The organism is Synechococcus sp. BSA11S (genome assembly GCF_014224355.1).
In the GTDB taxonomy this organism is placed as follows: domain Bacteria; phylum Cyanobacteriota; class Cyanobacteriia; order PCC-6307; family Cyanobiaceae; genus Regnicoccus_A.
On record NZ_VNWP01000018.1, the window covers coordinates 1 to 14,300 of the forward strand.

At 67.0% G+C, this 14,300-nt stretch carries 13 protein-coding genes and 1 pseudogene; 6 read left to right on the plus strand and 8 right to left on the minus strand.

From position 1 onward, the window contains the following. Both FPZ61_RS13135 and FPZ61_RS13140 read left to right on the plus strand, forming a co-directional pair. Positions 1-143: pseudogene (locus FPZ61_RS13135) on the plus strand (photosystem II D2 protein (photosystem q(a) protein)); the annotation flags it as partial. 218 nt (positions 144-361) lie between these two features. After that, a complete protein-coding gene (locus tag FPZ61_RS13140; RefSeq protein ID WP_185474860.1) occupies positions 362-502 on the plus strand; it encodes a hypothetical protein in 141 nt (46 codons plus the stop codon). 112 nt (positions 503-614) lie between these two features. Here FPZ61_RS13140 and FPZ61_RS13145 read toward each other — a convergent pair whose 3' ends face one another. Genes FPZ61_RS13145 through FPZ61_RS13155 form a run of 3 tightly spaced genes read right to left on the minus strand, consistent with a single transcriptional unit; the run spans position 615 to position 5,831 of the window. Further along, complete coding sequence (locus FPZ61_RS13145) at positions 615-2,291, minus strand: DUF2079 domain-containing protein (RefSeq protein WP_370593462.1); 1,677 nt, start codon at positions 2,289-2,291, stop codon at positions 615-617. After that, complete coding sequence (locus FPZ61_RS13150; RefSeq protein WP_185467042.1) at positions 2,224-3,918, minus strand: glycosyltransferase family 39 protein; 1,695 nt, start codon at positions 3,916-3,918, stop codon at positions 2,224-2,226. Before FPZ61_RS13150 ends, FPZ61_RS13145 begins: the two co-directional genes overlap by 68 nt. After that, a complete protein-coding gene (locus FPZ61_RS13155) occupies positions 3,918-5,831 on the minus strand; it encodes a glycosyltransferase family 39 protein (RefSeq protein WP_370593463.1) in 1,914 nt (637 codons plus the stop codon). The genes FPZ61_RS13150 and FPZ61_RS13155 overlap by 1 nt, the downstream gene beginning before the upstream one ends. Before the next feature lie 287 nt (positions 5,832-6,118). Between FPZ61_RS13155 and FPZ61_RS13160 the strand changes: the two genes are divergently transcribed. From FPZ61_RS13160 to FPZ61_RS13170, 3 genes are all read left to right on the plus strand, one after another. Next, positions 6,119-7,786, plus strand: a complete 1,668-nt coding sequence (locus FPZ61_RS13160) for an iron uptake porin (RefSeq protein WP_185467043.1) — start codon at positions 6,119-6,121, stop codon at positions 7,784-7,786. A 259-nt stretch (positions 7,787-8,045) separates the two neighbouring features. Further along, complete coding sequence (locus FPZ61_RS13165; protein WP_185467044.1) at positions 8,046-9,734, plus strand: iron uptake porin; 1,689 nt, start codon at positions 8,046-8,048, stop codon at positions 9,732-9,734. A 107-nt stretch (positions 9,735-9,841) separates the two neighbouring features. Beyond that, complete coding sequence (locus FPZ61_RS13170; RefSeq protein ID WP_185467045.1) at positions 9,842-10,516, plus strand: J domain-containing protein; 675 nt, start codon at positions 9,842-9,844, stop codon at positions 10,514-10,516. Between the two features lie 17 nt (positions 10,517-10,533). Here the strand turns inward: FPZ61_RS13170 and FPZ61_RS13175 are convergent, their stop codons facing one another. After that, positions 10,534-10,782: an NAD(P)H-quinone oxidoreductase subunit O gene (locus FPZ61_RS13175; protein ID WP_185467046.1), complete on the minus strand. Its 249-nt coding sequence runs from the start codon at positions 10,780-10,782 to the stop codon at positions 10,534-10,536. A 93-nt stretch (positions 10,783-10,875) separates the two neighbouring features. On the opposite strand from FPZ61_RS13175, the gene FPZ61_RS13180 reads away from it, so the two are divergent. Then, positions 10,876-11,811, plus strand: coding sequence for a TIGR01777 family oxidoreductase (locus tag FPZ61_RS13180; protein WP_185467047.1), 936 nt, complete (start codon positions 10,876-10,878; stop codon positions 11,809-11,811). Here the strand turns inward: FPZ61_RS13180 and FPZ61_RS13185 are convergent. The 4 genes from FPZ61_RS13185 to FPZ61_RS13200 are packed head-to-tail and all read right to left on the minus strand — an operon-like array spanning position 11,747 to position 14,188. Continuing rightward, the gene (locus FPZ61_RS13185; RefSeq protein WP_185467048.1) at positions 11,747-12,052 is read right to left on the minus strand and encodes a hypothetical protein; all 306 of its coding nucleotides are present in this window, start codon (positions 12,050-12,052) and stop codon (positions 11,747-11,749) included. The genes FPZ61_RS13180 and FPZ61_RS13185 overlap by 65 nt on opposite strands. Continuing rightward, positions 12,027-13,274, minus strand: a complete 1,248-nt coding sequence (locus tag FPZ61_RS13190; RefSeq protein WP_185467049.1) for a lipid-A-disaccharide synthase-related protein — start codon at positions 13,272-13,274, stop codon at positions 12,027-12,029. Before FPZ61_RS13190 ends, FPZ61_RS13185 begins: the two co-directional genes overlap by 26 nt. Then, positions 13,271-13,699: a tetratricopeptide repeat protein gene (locus tag FPZ61_RS13195; RefSeq protein WP_185467050.1), complete on the minus strand. Its 429-nt coding sequence runs from the start codon at positions 13,697-13,699 to the stop codon at positions 13,271-13,273. Before FPZ61_RS13195 ends, FPZ61_RS13190 begins: the two co-directional genes overlap by 4 nt. Positions 13,700-13,759: 60 nt before the next feature. Beyond that, on the minus strand, positions 13,760-14,188 hold the full coding sequence (locus FPZ61_RS13200) for an iron-sulfur cluster assembly accessory protein (RefSeq protein WP_185467051.1): 429 nt from the start codon (positions 14,186-14,188) through the stop codon (positions 13,760-13,762). Positions 14,189-14,300: the final 112 nt, after the last annotated feature.

Sequence of the window (14,300 nt, forward strand, 5' to 3'; positions counted from 1 at the left end):
CTGAGGACCCCGAATTCGAGACCTTCTACACGAAGAACATTCTTCTGAACGAAGGTCTGCGTGCCTGGATGGCACCGGCCGACCAGCCGCATGAAAACTTCGTCTTCCCTGAAGAGGTTCTGCCCCGGGGCAACGCTCTCTGATCCCTGGATGGGCCCACTGGCCCGTTGTGGCCTCTGGATCCCCTTGGCAGTCCTCAGATTGCTCAGCAAGGTGCCCTTCGGGGCGCCTTTTTTGTGGCCGGCCCACGTCCTTCAGCCGCCGCCTCCACAGCCAGAGGCGATCGCTGTGCTTTCGAGCTGACAGGCTCTCACTGCCCTCTGCAATTCCCCTAGATTCGTCCTGTTCCGTCAGCAGTGCCGTGGAGCAGCCCGGAAGGACTTGTGCCGGAAGAGCTCGCTCCGAAGACGACACCGGCTGGCCTTATCCCCCCAAGGAGGAGGTGCCCGTGAGCCACAGTTCCATGACCCAGGGTCTGCTGATCGCGGAGAACGCCGGCTGATTTCGGCGCCAGTTTCCTGATCAATCGGTTCCGCGCCAGAGCGGACCCGGCGAACGCCCCCGTGGCCGCGCTCTCCAGAGCCGGCGACGGGGGCATCGTTCTTTCAACCGGCTCAGCGCTCGAGCTGGCGCCGGATCGAGTTGATCAGCTCCTGCAGCTGCCGCCGTGCCGGCTCCACATCGGGCTGGTTCCGTTGCAGGAGCACCACTCCATCGTCGAAGGCCTGCACGCCATAGTCCTCAGGCAAGGAGGCCAGTGCCTCGAGGCTGCTCTCCAGAGCTCTGCGATCGCTGAAAAAAGCCACTCCGTAGCGACGCAGCCAATCAAGATCCACGGCGATCCAGTCGACGACTCTGTTGCCGCCCTGGCGATCCCTGTAGATCACACCGTTCGGAAAGCGGATCAGCACCGGTCGCTGGGCCAGATGGGGAATCAGGGGGGTGTTGGCGGCCACACTGGCACCCTCGGGAATCAGGCTCACAAGCTCTCGGGCACTGACCCCGTGGCTCCACTGGCGCGCTGGGGAGCTGTAAACCCAGGGCTCGACGCTGTCGGGAATCAGAAATGAGAGGCTGCGGTTGGGGTTGGCCAGCAGGGTGAACAGCAGGGAGAGTCCGATGCAACCGATCCAGAGCCGCCGCAGCCGCCGCCTCGCGAAGGCCTGGGGGTGGCGTCGCCACCATTCGATGGCCCCTGCGAACAGTCCGGGCACCACAAGCAGCGCGTAGCGGAGGTTGATCGAGAGGGGGTTGTTCGACCCCTGCGCCAGCAACAGGCCCAGAAGGGGCACGCCCATCAGCAGCCAACTGTCGAGGCTGATCAGCGGCACCAGCATCAGGGGCAGTCCCTGGGCCAGCAGGTAGCGCAAGGTCTCTGAAGGGGGCCAGATCAGTTCGCGCAGAACCACCAGGGGCTGGCGCAGGGCCTTGAGCAGCACCTCAAGGCTGCTGGCCTGCTCGGCGTCACCGATGTACTGGCCGAAGTTCTCCACCATGAAACGGCGGGAGTTGTCGTCGCTGAACAGCGGCATCAACACGTTGGTCACCAGCAGCACCCAGCCCAGGCCGAGCGTGGCCAGTCCCAGGGCCAGGGCCCACTGCCGGCGCTGGCGCACCAGGATCCAGAGGCTGACCCCCAGCAGCAGCACACCGGTGTCCTCCCGGATCATCGGCACCGCCAGGGCAGCCACGGCCACCAGCCACCAGCGGCGCCGCTGCAGCCCGAACCAGAGCGCCAGGAAGGCCAGCGGCAGCTGGCAGAGGTCGGTGAAGTTCCCCCAGGTGGGGCCAATCACCGCATTGGCGCCGTAGAAGCTGCAGGCCAGGAAGGCGGCCAGCCAGGGATCCTCCAGCCGTTCCCGGGCGATCCGGTGCAGCACCAGCCCCGCGGCCGTCATCAGACCCACCTGCACCAGCGGCAGCGCCCAGATCCCCAGCAGCCCCACCAGGGGCACCCACAGCAGCAGGGCCGGCGTGAAGTGTTGCCCCAGACGGTGATATCCCAGGGAGGGAGGTTCCCCGGCGTGGATCACGTTGGTGGAGAGCTGGGAGGAGAGGGTGCTCTCGAAGGGATGGCCGTGCAGTCCGCTCCAGATCGTCTGCAGGAAAATTCCCTGGTCGTAGGAAGCGGTGAGCACCTGCAGCCGCCACCACTGCAGCAGCAGCCCCACCAGCGCGAACAGGGCAGCCGCCAACAGCACGGCCCGCTCGGCCTGCTTCTGCTCAGCGGGCCGGGTTGGCAGGGTCCTTGGCTGGTCCTTCGCAGAGCCAGCGTTGCCAGTTGTCGTCACCGAGAGCCTCCAGGTCACAGGTGGAATCCTGAAGCCGCAGGCGTCCGGGGTTGCCAGGTTCCACTGTCCCGTGGCCGTCGCCACGGCGCAGCAGCACCCTGAAGCGGCTGGGCCAGTGGTCCCCAGGGCTGTCGGGAAGATTGAAGATCTCCTGCTCGGCGTACCAGCGAAGGCTGGGCCGCTGACCCTGGCGCTCAGGCATGTGGATCGGCAGGTCGCCGGCGGCGCCGGGCTTTCCGGCCTGTCGGGCCAGCTCCGCCGGCGGCAGCACCGATGACGTTTCATTCAATTCCCAGTTCCAGAACGGGCTCAGGAAGAACAGCAGCAACGAGGTGCACCACCCGAGCAGCAGCAGCCCCAGCCCCAGCCGACGCCGTGCCGGGGACTGCCGCACCAGGTTGATCCCCCCCAGCAGCAACCCAAGCCCTGCGGGCAGGGGCAACCAGCGGGCGCTGCTGAGCCAAGGGTCCTGCCCGACGAGCCAGGGGATCGGCAGCGAGGCCAGCAGGAAGGCCAGCAGCAACACTCCCCCCAGCAGAGCCCAGAACCAGGGCAGCCGCCCCAGCAACCCCCTTGGCCTTGGGCCGCTGTCCACCAGCCGTGCCAGCACCGGCCCGCAGATCAGACAGAAGGGCGGCCAGAGCAGGAGGCTGTACCAGGGCAGCTGGGTCTTCATCGGCAGCACCGTGAGGCTGGCGGCCAGGGTGAGGCCCAGGCTCCAGCGCCCGGCCTGATGGCGCCTCTCACCCCAGGCCAGGCCCAGGCCGATGGGCCAGAGGGGGAGCCAGGGCCAACCGCCTTCCAGCACCTCCAGCAGGGGCTCAAGCGGACTGCCATGGTGCTCCTCCACCGTGGAGGTGAAGCGCAGCAGCCCCTGGCCGCCCCACATCAGCAGGGCCTCCTCTCCCCGCTGCAGGCCATGCCAGCCGTGCCAGGCCAGACCCACCGAGAGCCCAAGGGCCAGCCCCAGCGCCAACCGCATCCAGGCCTGCCGATCCAGATCGCGATCGAGCCAACGCAGCACCAGACCCGTGGCCAGCACCGGAAGCACCACAGGTGCCTTGAGCAGCAACAGTGCGCTGCCCGCGGCTCCCGCGATCAGACCGCCAGCCAGGGCTCTGCGAGGCCTGGGCGTGGCCAGCAGCAGACCCAGCCAGAGCAGGGCCATGGCACTCAGCTGGGCTCCATCGAGCATGGCCAACCGGCCGTGGCGAGCCAGGGGCATCAGGGTCAGGGCGATCGCCGCCGCACCAACGGCCGCCAGGGGTTGCCTGGGCCGCAGCCGCAGCTGAATCGCCCCGATCAACGGCACCAGCAGACTGGAGACCAGCGCCGGCGCGAGCCGGATCACCCAGTCGGGAGGGCGTGCGCTGGCCCCGCCCCCGAGGCCCTGCCAGAGCTGGATCACGCCGGCGATCAGCCAGTGCAGTCCCGGAGGCTTGTTGAGATAGGTGGATCCCCAAAACGTCGGCAGAAGAGTGTCTGGCCACGACGCCTGGCTGATCTCGAAGGCCACCCGGGCCACGATCCCTTCATCCCAGTCGCGCAGGGGCAGATTGCCCAGCCCGGCCAGGGCCAGCAGCAGGGCCACGGCCCAGAGCCCGAGCAGGGCGCGGCTGACTCTCATCAGCGCTCCTTCTTCAGCAGACTGGTCACGCGGCGGGTGGCATCGGGAACCGAACCGATGGCCCGCTGCAGGCTGAAGGGATTGGCCATCAGGGCGCCGCTCACGTCGGAGAGGGCGTCCAGCACCGGCTCACGATGGCGCGGGGCCGCAGCGCTGGCCACGGCGTGGGCTCCCCAGGGGTTCCAGCCGGCCAGCAGCACCACGCTGCGGTAGGCCACCGGCCAGGGGTTCGCCGGCTCCAGGGTCTGGAGGCGGGCGAACCAACGCTCCGCCTGGTGTGGTCGGTTGCGGAGCACCGCCAGCAGTGCAAGGGTCCAGAGTGACTCACGATCGTCTGGATCCGCGCGCAGGCGCTGCTCGGCCCAGCTTTTCACCCGTTGCTGGTACTGCCAGTGACCGTCGAGCTGGTGCTGGGGCCCGATGGCCTCGAACACCGGAGCGAGACCTGCCGGACCTCGCCTCAGGCCCGAGGCCAGCGCGATGAACCGGCGATCGAAGCGGGCCGAGTCCGCCACGGGCTGGCGGCGGGTCCAGAGCTCCACCGGCTCTCCGTCGCTCCAGGGCCAGCGGCCCACCAGCCGGAAGCGGGGGTCCTGGCGGATCGCGCCGGCCAACTCCCGGGAGGCCTCCCGCCGCATGCCGGCCTCACCGGTGGTGAGCAGAACCCACTCCGCCTGATCCAGCACCAGCTGACGCTCCCTGGACTTCCGCCCGAGCTGCCGCGCCACGATCTGACCTCCACGGGCCCGTCCAAGCACCGTAGCGGTGTGCTCATTGAGCTCCGCGGCATTGGGGAGCATCACCAGGGTGTGGGCCTGATCCCCCACCTGCTGGCGCATGGCATCCACCGCCTCAGGCAGGGGGGACCGGGGCTGCCAGCGGATTTCCCTGGCCTGGGCCGCCATCGCGCCGCCGGCGCTGGCCACCAGGGCCAGGCCCAGAGCGCCGCCACAGGCGTGCCCCCAGCCACGCCTTTGCAGGGCCAGCCCCAGTTGCCACCAGCCCCGGCTCAGGATCAGCACCAGCAGGGGCAGCACCGGCGTGATGTAGCGGGGGTCCTTGTTGGGGCTGAGGGTCGTGAGCAGCCAGCCACTGAGGCTGCAACCGATCAACCAGCCCCAGCCCCGGCCGCCCGAGCCCTTGTCCCAGCGGGATTCCCAGGCGTTGATGATCGCCAACAGCCCGCCCACCAGGGCCGGCAGGCCATTGACCAGCCCCAGCTGCTGGGGCAAGAGCCTCGGATACCAGAGCAGGCCGGCCAGGCTGAACGGCGGCGGGTCACCCTCCTGGGCCGCTGATTCCACCACCGCTCGATTGGTGCCTCCGATCGTGGTGATCCAGTTGTGCTGCAGCCAGGGGAGTACCAGGCTCAGCACCACCACCAGGGCGGAGAGGGCCTGCCAGCGCCGTTGCCGCCGCCCCATCGCCCGGGCTGCCACCCAGAGGGCCGGCAGCAGCACGACAAGCAGGGCGCTCTGCTTCACGAGAACGGCCGCCGCCAACGCCAGCGCGGCGGCGGTGGCCTGACTCCAGCGTCCGCCCCTGGGGTCTGGTGCAGCCCAGCGCCCCAGCAGCCAGAGGGCCAGCACACTGGTGGAGGCCAGGGGCAGATCCAGGGTGAAATCGGTCCGCAGGCTCAGCAAGGCCGGAGTGGTGCTGGTGAGAGCTGCCGCCAGCAGGCCGAACCCCGGTGACACCAGCTGGCGACCCCAGCAGGCGACGCTGACCAGAAGCAACCCCTGCCAGAGCGCCAGGGCGGCACTCGCCTGATCGGGGCTGTCGCCTGCCAGGGCGATCACCGTGCCATTCACCAGGCTCGCCAGTGGCGGCACCTTGGGGGAGAGGTCGAGCAGGGCCTGCCAGCCCCGCCAGCCCCCGCCGGGAATCAGTCCCAGGGCACGGCCGTGGTCCACGGCACTGTTGAGGTAGTCGGCTTGATCCCAGGCCGGCAGCCGCTGGTCGAGATGAAGCCAGAGCCTGTCGGCCAGTGTGCCCGCCAGCCAAAGGGCCGCCAGGGCCAGCCACCACAGCCAGGGGCGTTGGGACCGGATGTTCAGGGCCTTGGCGGCGGTTCAGGCCAGTGTGGACCAGCTGCCCTCCCCGTAGCCGTTGTGCGTTCTGTCACACCTGCACGGGCTGCCCGCAGGGCTGGGGGTGATTCTTCATGCAGGCGCATCGCGCCAACTTGTGTGAGGACCCAATGAAATTCTTCCGGCAACTCCTGCTGGCACCTGTCGCCCTCGGACTGATGGCCCCCGTGGCCGCCACCGCAGGCGAAATGAACCTCGACGGCATCAACCAGTACGCCGCCTCCGAGGACCAGGTCACCAGCATCACCCAGTTCTCCGACGTGCAGCCCACCGAGTGGGCCTACCAGGCGCTCTCGAACCTGATCGAGCGCTATGGCTGCGTCGCTGGCTACCCCGATGGCACCTTCCGCGGCAAGAAGCCGCTGAGCCGCTGGGAAGCCGCTGCTCTGCTCAACGCCTGTCTCGATCGGATCACCGAGGTGACCGACGAACTGCGCCGGCTGATGAAGGAGTTCGAGAAGGAACTCGCCATCCTGCGCGGCCGGGTCGACAACCTCGAGGCCAAGGTCGGTGAGCTGGAGGCCAACCAGTTCTCCACCACCACCAAGCTGCGTGGTGTGGCCACCTTCACCATCGGCGCCAACAGCTACAACGGTGACGCTCGCGCCAGCATCGCCGAGTCCCTCGCTCTTGGAAGCACAGACCGTGGAGAGCGTGGCAGCTTCCTGGATCGCAAAGTGTTCCCTGGTGAGAAGTTCGCTGATGCCGCTGCGTTTCAGCAGGGTGCCACTGCCTTCAACTACAACCTCGACCTCTACCTCGACACCAGCTTCACCGGCAAGGACCTGCTGCGCACCCGTCTGCGTGCCGGCAACTACGGGGGTAGCCCCTGGGGTGCCGCCAATCCCGACAACCTGGTGGGCCTGAACGCCTTCGAGGTGGCCTTCGAGGGTGGCAGCGGTGCTGATTCCGTCGAAGTCAACCGTCTCTTCTACCAGTTCCCCCTGGGCAAGAGCTTCACCGCCACCATCGGCGGCAAGGTCCGTCAGGACGACATGCTGGCCTTCTGGCCCAGCGTGTACCCCTCTGACACCGTCCTCGACATCTTCACCTACGGCGGTGCTCCCGGCACCTATCCCCTGACCCTTGGCTCAGGTGGTGGTATCTGGTGGAAGAGCGGCGGCTTCAGCGTCAGCGCCAACTACGTGGCCGCCAACGGCAACCTGGGTAACCCCAATGACGGTGGCATCGGCACCGATGGATCCGCCCAGAGCGGCACCGCTCAGATCGCCTGGAACAACGACAACTTCGGCATCGCCGCCGCCTACACCTACCTCACTCCCGAGGGCGGTCAGGCCGGTCTCTATGGCGGTAACGGCACCCCCCTGGCCAACCTCGGGTATGCCCTCTCCGATAGCGTGAATTCCGTTGGCATCAGCGGCTACTGGCAGCCCTCCAACTCCGGCTGGCTCCCCTCGATCAGCACCGGCTGGGGCCTCAACGCCCACAGCTCCGACAATTTCGATGAGATTGACGGTGCACAGACCCAGTCCTGGTACGTGGGTCTCCAGTGGTCTGATGTCTTCATCAAGGGCAACGACTTCGGCATGGCCGTGGGTCAGCCCACCTTCTTCACCAAGTCGGGTGACGACGACATCCTCGAGGCCAACGACGGCAACTATGCCTGGGAGTGGTGGTACAAGTTCCAGGTGACCGATAACATTTCCGTCACCCCGGCTCTCTTCTACCTGAGCGTCCCCCTGGGTCAGCTCCAGAAAAACGACAGCGACTCCTTCGACAACTTCGGTGGCCTGGTCAAGACCACCTTCAAGTTCTGACCGAGGCTGATCACTTGATCAGCCTCGGCTGATCTCTCCAACCAGATCAACTCCTCACACACCTTGATCTGGCTGGACTAGCTCAAAAGCCGTGGCGCCAGCCACGGCTTTTTTGTTTTGAGCTGGTCGTTCTGAAGAGCCATTGGGATGTGATCGTCGACACCCAGCCATGTGCTCTTGGCTGGAGGGCTTGATCCTCAACGTCGATAAAATCTTTAGGCGTCCTTCGGGGCCATCCCTCAATCGGTGTGAGGATCGAATGAAAGTGTTTCAGCGTCTGCTGCTGGCGCCAGCCGTCCTAGGGCTGGTAGCCCCCATGGCCGCTTCGGCCGGGGATCTCAACCTTGACGACATCAAGAAGTATTCGGGCAACACGAAGAACCAGGTGACAAGCATCACCCAGTTCTCCGATGTGCAGCCCACCGAGTGGGCCTATCAGGCGCTCTCGAACCTGATCGAGCGCTATGGCTGCGTCGCCGGCTACCCCGATGGCACCTTCCGCGGCAAGAAGCCGCTGAGCCGCTGGGAAGCCGCTGCTCTGCTCAACGCCTGTCTCGATCGGATCACCGAGGTGACCGACGAACTGCGCCGTCTGCTCAAGGAGTTCGAGAAGGAACTCGCCATCCTGCGCGGCCGGGTCGACAACCTCGAGGCCAAGGTGGGTGAACTGGAGGCGACCCAGTTCTCCACCACCACCAAACTCAAGGGTAAGGCCACCTTTGTGGTGGGAGCTGTCAATGCCAGTGGTGATCGTCCCGGTGCCGGCGTCTTCGGTTCGTCGCCCACCTTTGGCAGCCGTGATGCTGCTGAAAAGTACAATGCTCAGTACGGTGCCACCACATTCAACTACGATTTAAGGCTGGAGCTTCTAACCAGCTTCACCGGCAAGGACCTCCTCTTCACCCGTCTGCGTTCCGGCAACTTCGATAATGCCTTCAGTGGTGATGGAGTCAATCTCACCGCCCTTGATGTCGCGAGTGGCGGCATTGGTGGAACCGATTCCATCGGTGTCGACCGTCTCTACTACCGCTTCCCTGTAGGCCGCGATTTCACGTTCATCCTTGGCCCCAAGGCCCGTAATACGGAGTCCGTGGCCGTTACCCCTTCCTTGTACGGCACCGGGGGAGGCGACAAGATTCTGGATGTCTTCCAGCTCTGGGGTGCTCCGGGCGTCTACAACAAGGCCACCGGGGCACTGGGGGCTGTGATCTGGAAGCAGAATGTTGAGAAAGGCCGTGGTCGGTTCAGCGCCTCCGCCAGCTACGTCGCTCAGCAGGGAAGCTCCGGTCAGGCCTTCGATGGCAACGAGAACGTCTGCTCCAGCAGCGAAGGCGGCATCGGCACCGACTGTGCCCGTGGCAACTTCCTGGCCCAGCTGAACTACACAGCCCCCCAGTGGAACGTGTCGCTGGCCTACCGCTATGGCCAGAAGGCCACCAACTTCCGCCGGGGCACGAATTTCGTGGCCAGCAACAGCTGGTTCCTGGTGGATGGTGAGTCGAACAACTTCGCCGCCAACGCCTACTGGCAGCCCAAGGAAAGTGGTTGGATCCCCTCGATCAGCCTCGGCTGGGGGATCAACAGTCTCTCCGGGAACAGCAACAATGCCCTGGGGGTGGAGTTCGTTGAGCCCTATGTGACCACGAGCCAGAGCTGGTTCGTGGGCCTGCAGTGGAGTGATCTGTTCGCCAAGGGCAATGCCGCCGGCATGGCGGTCGGTCAGCCTGTCTTCGCCACGGCCCTCTCCCGCGGCAGCAGTGACTCCGGCAGCACCACCCCCGCCGATGGCAACTACGTCTGGGAGTGGTGGTACAAGTTCCAGGTCACCGACAACATCGCCGTCACCCCCGCGATCTTCTACCTGAGCCGTCCGCTGGGACAGCTCACCGGCGACGACAACAGCTTCAGCAACTTCGGTGGTCTCGTGCAGACCAGCTTCAAGTTCTGATTCTCTGCTTCACTGCAAGCACCCCTCACACCCCTCCTTGCCCCCGTCAGGGGGCTTTTTCATGGCTGCTCTCCTTGCCATGATGGCGTCAGCCACCACTTCCGGCCTTGAAGGCAGCCCTGGCCAGCAGCGATTTCTATGCCGTGCTGGGGGTGGCCTCCACGGCCGGAGCCGAGGAGATCAAGGCGGCTTATCGCGCCCTGGTCAAGCGTCACCATCCCGATGCCGGCGGTGACGACGCGGCGATTCTGGCCATCAATGCCGCCTGGGCGGTGCTGGGCGACGGCGACAGTCGCCGCCGCTATGACCTCAGCAGACGTCCCAGGGCCCACCGCCAGTCACCCAGCGCCAGCCCGGTGCCGGTCAGGCGAGGCCAGGAGCTTGATGGGGTCCTGCTGGGCTGGCTGCAGCGGGTCTATGCCCCGATCGATCGCCAGCTGGCTCAGGTGATCAACCCGTTCCCCGGTCAGTGGCGGGCCCTTGCCGCCGACCCCTACGACGACACCCTGATGGAGGAATTCTGTTCCTATCTGGAGCAGAGCAAGAGCCGGATGGACAAGGCGGAGACCCTGTATCGCTCGATCCCCTGCCCAAGTGAGGCGGGTGGATTCAGCCTCAGCCTCTACCACTGCCTCAGCCAGGTGCAGGACGCCCTGCAGGAGCTGGAGCGCTACACCATGGGCTATGTGGACAGCTATCTCCACGATGGCCGCGAAATGCTCAGGGAAGCCAAACAACGGCGCAGCCGCCTCAAGGAGGAGCGCCGCCGGCTCGACCTCTGACCGAAGACGAGCAGAATTCAGCAGGCTTCGAGCTGATCGAGCCGCAGCCACACATCGGGCACCGGCCGGCGCCAGCGCAACTGGGCGAAGTCGCCGTTGAGGGCCAGCACTTCACCGGGCCCCTCGAACAGGTAGTCGGGGGGGGTGGGATCGCTGGCGGTCGCTTCGAGACTGCCCACGTAGGCAGCTCTGCTGACCTTCACCAAGGTGCCTTTCTTGATCGGAGTCGTCCTGGGAGGGGCGGCTTCCGCGCTGGTCTCGGCCATGACAGTCAGCACTGCGCTGGAGCAAGGCTAAGCCCTGCCGGCTGGGGTGGGGGGCCCCTTAGCCTCGGCCTGAATTCAGTGCTGGGTGGGCCCGTGAGACTGCTGCTGCTGGGATGTACGGGGTTCGTGGGGCGCGAGCTGGTGCCCCAGCTCCTGGCGCGCGGTCACCAGCTGGTGGTGGTGAGCCGCCAGAGTCACTCCCTGGCGGGGCTGGAGCACCCGGCCCTGCGCCGCCACCAGGCCGATCCGGCCCTCGCGGCCACCTGGCAGGATCCTGATCTTCTTGCGGTCCTGGCCGAGGCGGAGGGGGTGGTGAATCTGGCCGGGGAGCCGATAGCGGAGAAGCGCTGGAGTGAGGAGCAGCGCCGCCGGCTGTTCGACAGCCGCCTCGGCACCACCAGGCATCTGGTGGAGGCACTGCAGGCCCATCCGAGGCCGGGCCGGGTGCTGGTGAGTGGCTCGGCCGTGGGTTACTACGGCAGCAGCGAAGAGACCTGCTTCAGCGAATCCAGCCCCTCAGCTGCCGATCTGCTCGCCCGGCTCTGCCGCGACTGGGAGGCCGCAGCCGATCGCACCCCAGCCGACTGCCGGGTGGTGAAGCTGCGGATCGGGATCGTGCTCGGTCCTGATGGGGGCGCCCTCGGCAAAATGCTGCCGGTCTTCCGCTCAGGACTGGGTGGTCCGATCGGCTCCGGCCGCCAGTGGATGAGCTGGATTCACCGCAGCGACCTCTGTGCGCTGATCGTCACCGCCCTCGAGACCCCAGCCTATGAGGGGGTTTACAACGCCGTGGCCCCCCATCCCGTTCGCATGCGGACGTTCTCGGCAGCCCTTGGCCGGGTGTTGCAACGTCCCAGCCTGCTGCCTGTGCCGGCGCCGGTGCTGCAGTTGATGCTCGGGGACGGAGCCGCGGTGGTGCTCGAAGGCCAGCAGGTGATCTCCCAGCGCCTGGCGGCCCAGGGGTTCAGTTTTCGCTACCCCGATCTCGATGCAGCCCTTGCCGCTGCCACCAACCCAGCAGCCCACTGACCAGGGCTGCCGCCATCAGCAGGCCGATCGCCGGGGTGAACAGGGGATCCCAGAGCCGCTGCAGCAACTGCAGTGGTGCCTCCACGTGCTGGCTGTGCAGGGCCACCGCCAGGCCGAACCACACCGCCCCAGCGATCACCAGGAACACATCCATCACCAGCACGGTGTCGATCCAGCGCTTCAGCCGCGGCGCCAGGGCTTCAGCGCTGCCGGAATCACTGGAGCGGGTCTGAGGGTTCATCAAGGGCCTGCAGGATCTGCCCGGCCATCCTGGCGGCACCGCCGGGACCACCGATGCGCTCCATGCCATTGCGACGGCAGCGCTCCCCCAGGTCGGTGTGCCGGAGCTGGCGCAGCACGTCATCCACCAGCTCGGCGCTGCCGCTAAGGCTTCGCTCCGAGCCTGGCTCCCCCTCGGCACTGAACAGGGAGGGCCCCAGCAGGCGCCGTTGGGCCTCGGCGAAATTGGGGCTGAACTGGGGGCCACCCCCCGCCAGCTGAACCACGGGTTTGCCCAGGCCCACGGCCTGTTCGGTGGCGGTGCCGGTCATCGCCAGCAGCAGGTCGGCCTGCTGGACGACCGCCGGGAACTGCCCCCAGTGCAGGTTCAGCTCCAGCCCTTCGCGGCGCAGCCGCCCCCCAGGCTCAGGCCGCCAGCCCAGGGGCCGGCTGATCCTGGCCACCGTCTCGGCGTCGATCGCGCCAACCAGGGCGGCGTGAAGCTGGAGGCCGCCTCTGGCTTGCAGGGCGTCCGGGAGGCGAGCGAGCACCTGCAGCATCAGCTCGAAGTTGCGCAGGGCCTCCGGCAGCCGGCTGCCCGGCAGCAGCCCGAGTCGGGGGCAGGCTGTGCCGTCAGCGGAGTCGTCGAGGGGGCGCGCGTTCTCCAGGACTCGATCCAGGAAGGGGTTGCCAAGGAAATCCACCGGCCGCCCCAGCTGGTGGCTCAGGTCGATGGCGGTGAAGGCGTCGCGGCTGAACACCCGCCGGAAGCGGCGGCTGCGCAGGCAGCTTCCACAGGGCCAGGGCAGGCGGAGGCGGCCTTCGTAGTGGCTGGAGTAGGCCACCAGATAGGTGACCACCGGCCGGCGGCTGCACCAGGCCGCCAGCACGGGGATCACATCGCCGACCACCACCACCGCCGCGCAGCGCCGGGCCTCCCTCAGGAACAGCACCAGCTGGCTGAGCAGGTAGGTGGCCTGGCCCTGCATCAGTTCGGTCAGGCGCCCGCCGAGGCTGGTGTAGCCCAGGCCACCGGTGCTGAATTCCCGGGTGCGTCCGAGCACGGGCAGTCCGGCCTGGTGGTAAGCGTCGCCATGGCCCACCAGGGGCAGGGCCACCACCTCCTGCCCTCGCTGCCGTAATTCCTGCCCGATCAGGCTGCCGCTGAGGTCTTCCCCGTGGCCGTTGCTGAGCAGCAGCAGGCGCCGCGGGCGATCCGACCGCGTGGGAGCACCAGGGGTCAACCCTGCAGCCAGGCCTTGACCTTCTCCAGGGCCTGCCAGCCCGGACGACGCCTGAGCCCATCGGCCATGGCGTCGTTCAGTTCGCTGGCCAGCTCAGGCGAGACGGCCGTGATGCGCAGCACCAGATCGATGTGCTCACGCACCCCTTTGGCGCCCGATTCGAGCATGGCCAGGCAGAGGTTGACCCTCGCCTGGGGGTCCTGGGGGTTGAGCTTGACGGCCATCCGGGCCGAGCGGAGCGCCGCTTCGGGTTGCTGCTCCAGCAGTTGCAGCCAGGCCAGGCAGGTCCAGGCGGCCGAGAGGCGGGGGGCCTGGGCCGTGATCGTCAGGAAGTCGTCGAGCACGTCGGCGGCCGCTGCGCCCTCCTGGTAGCGGCCAATGGCCTGATCGAAGAGGGCTTCAGCGGACTTGGTGGTGGCCGTCATCGGCTGCGGCTGCACAAGGGACACTCAGATTCCCACGCTGGAGGTCCGCCTGAGAGGGCCTCAGACGGCGAAGGAGCTGCCGCAGCCGCAGGTCTGGCTGGCATTCGGGTTGGTGAAGTTGAAGCCACCGCCGATCAGAGCCGAACTGAAATCCAGCTGCATGCCGTAGATGTAGATCAGGCTCTTGGGATCGCTCACCACCCGGAAGCTGCAGGTGCCATCGGGCTCATAGACGTAGAGCTCGTCGTCGTCGCGGATCCCGGAGCTGTCGATGAAATCCATCGTGTAACTCATGCCGCTGCAGCCGCCGGAGCGCACGCCCACCCGCAGCAGCTTGTCGTTGCCCTGCTGCTGCATCAGGGCGGCCAGCTGCTTCATGGCCGGCTCGGTGATCCGGATGCCTTTGCCGTCCTTGCCGGTGTGTGTGGCCACCGGGGAAGTGGCGATCTCCTGGACGGGGGCTGGGGCATCGGTGGTGGGGCTGCTCATGGGCGATGCCTGGCTGAGGTGGGACGGAATGTGGGGCCACTCTATGGAGGAGTTCGAATCTCCGGCGCATCGCCGCCGCAGGAGATGGATCCATAGAGTCGACGGATCTTCA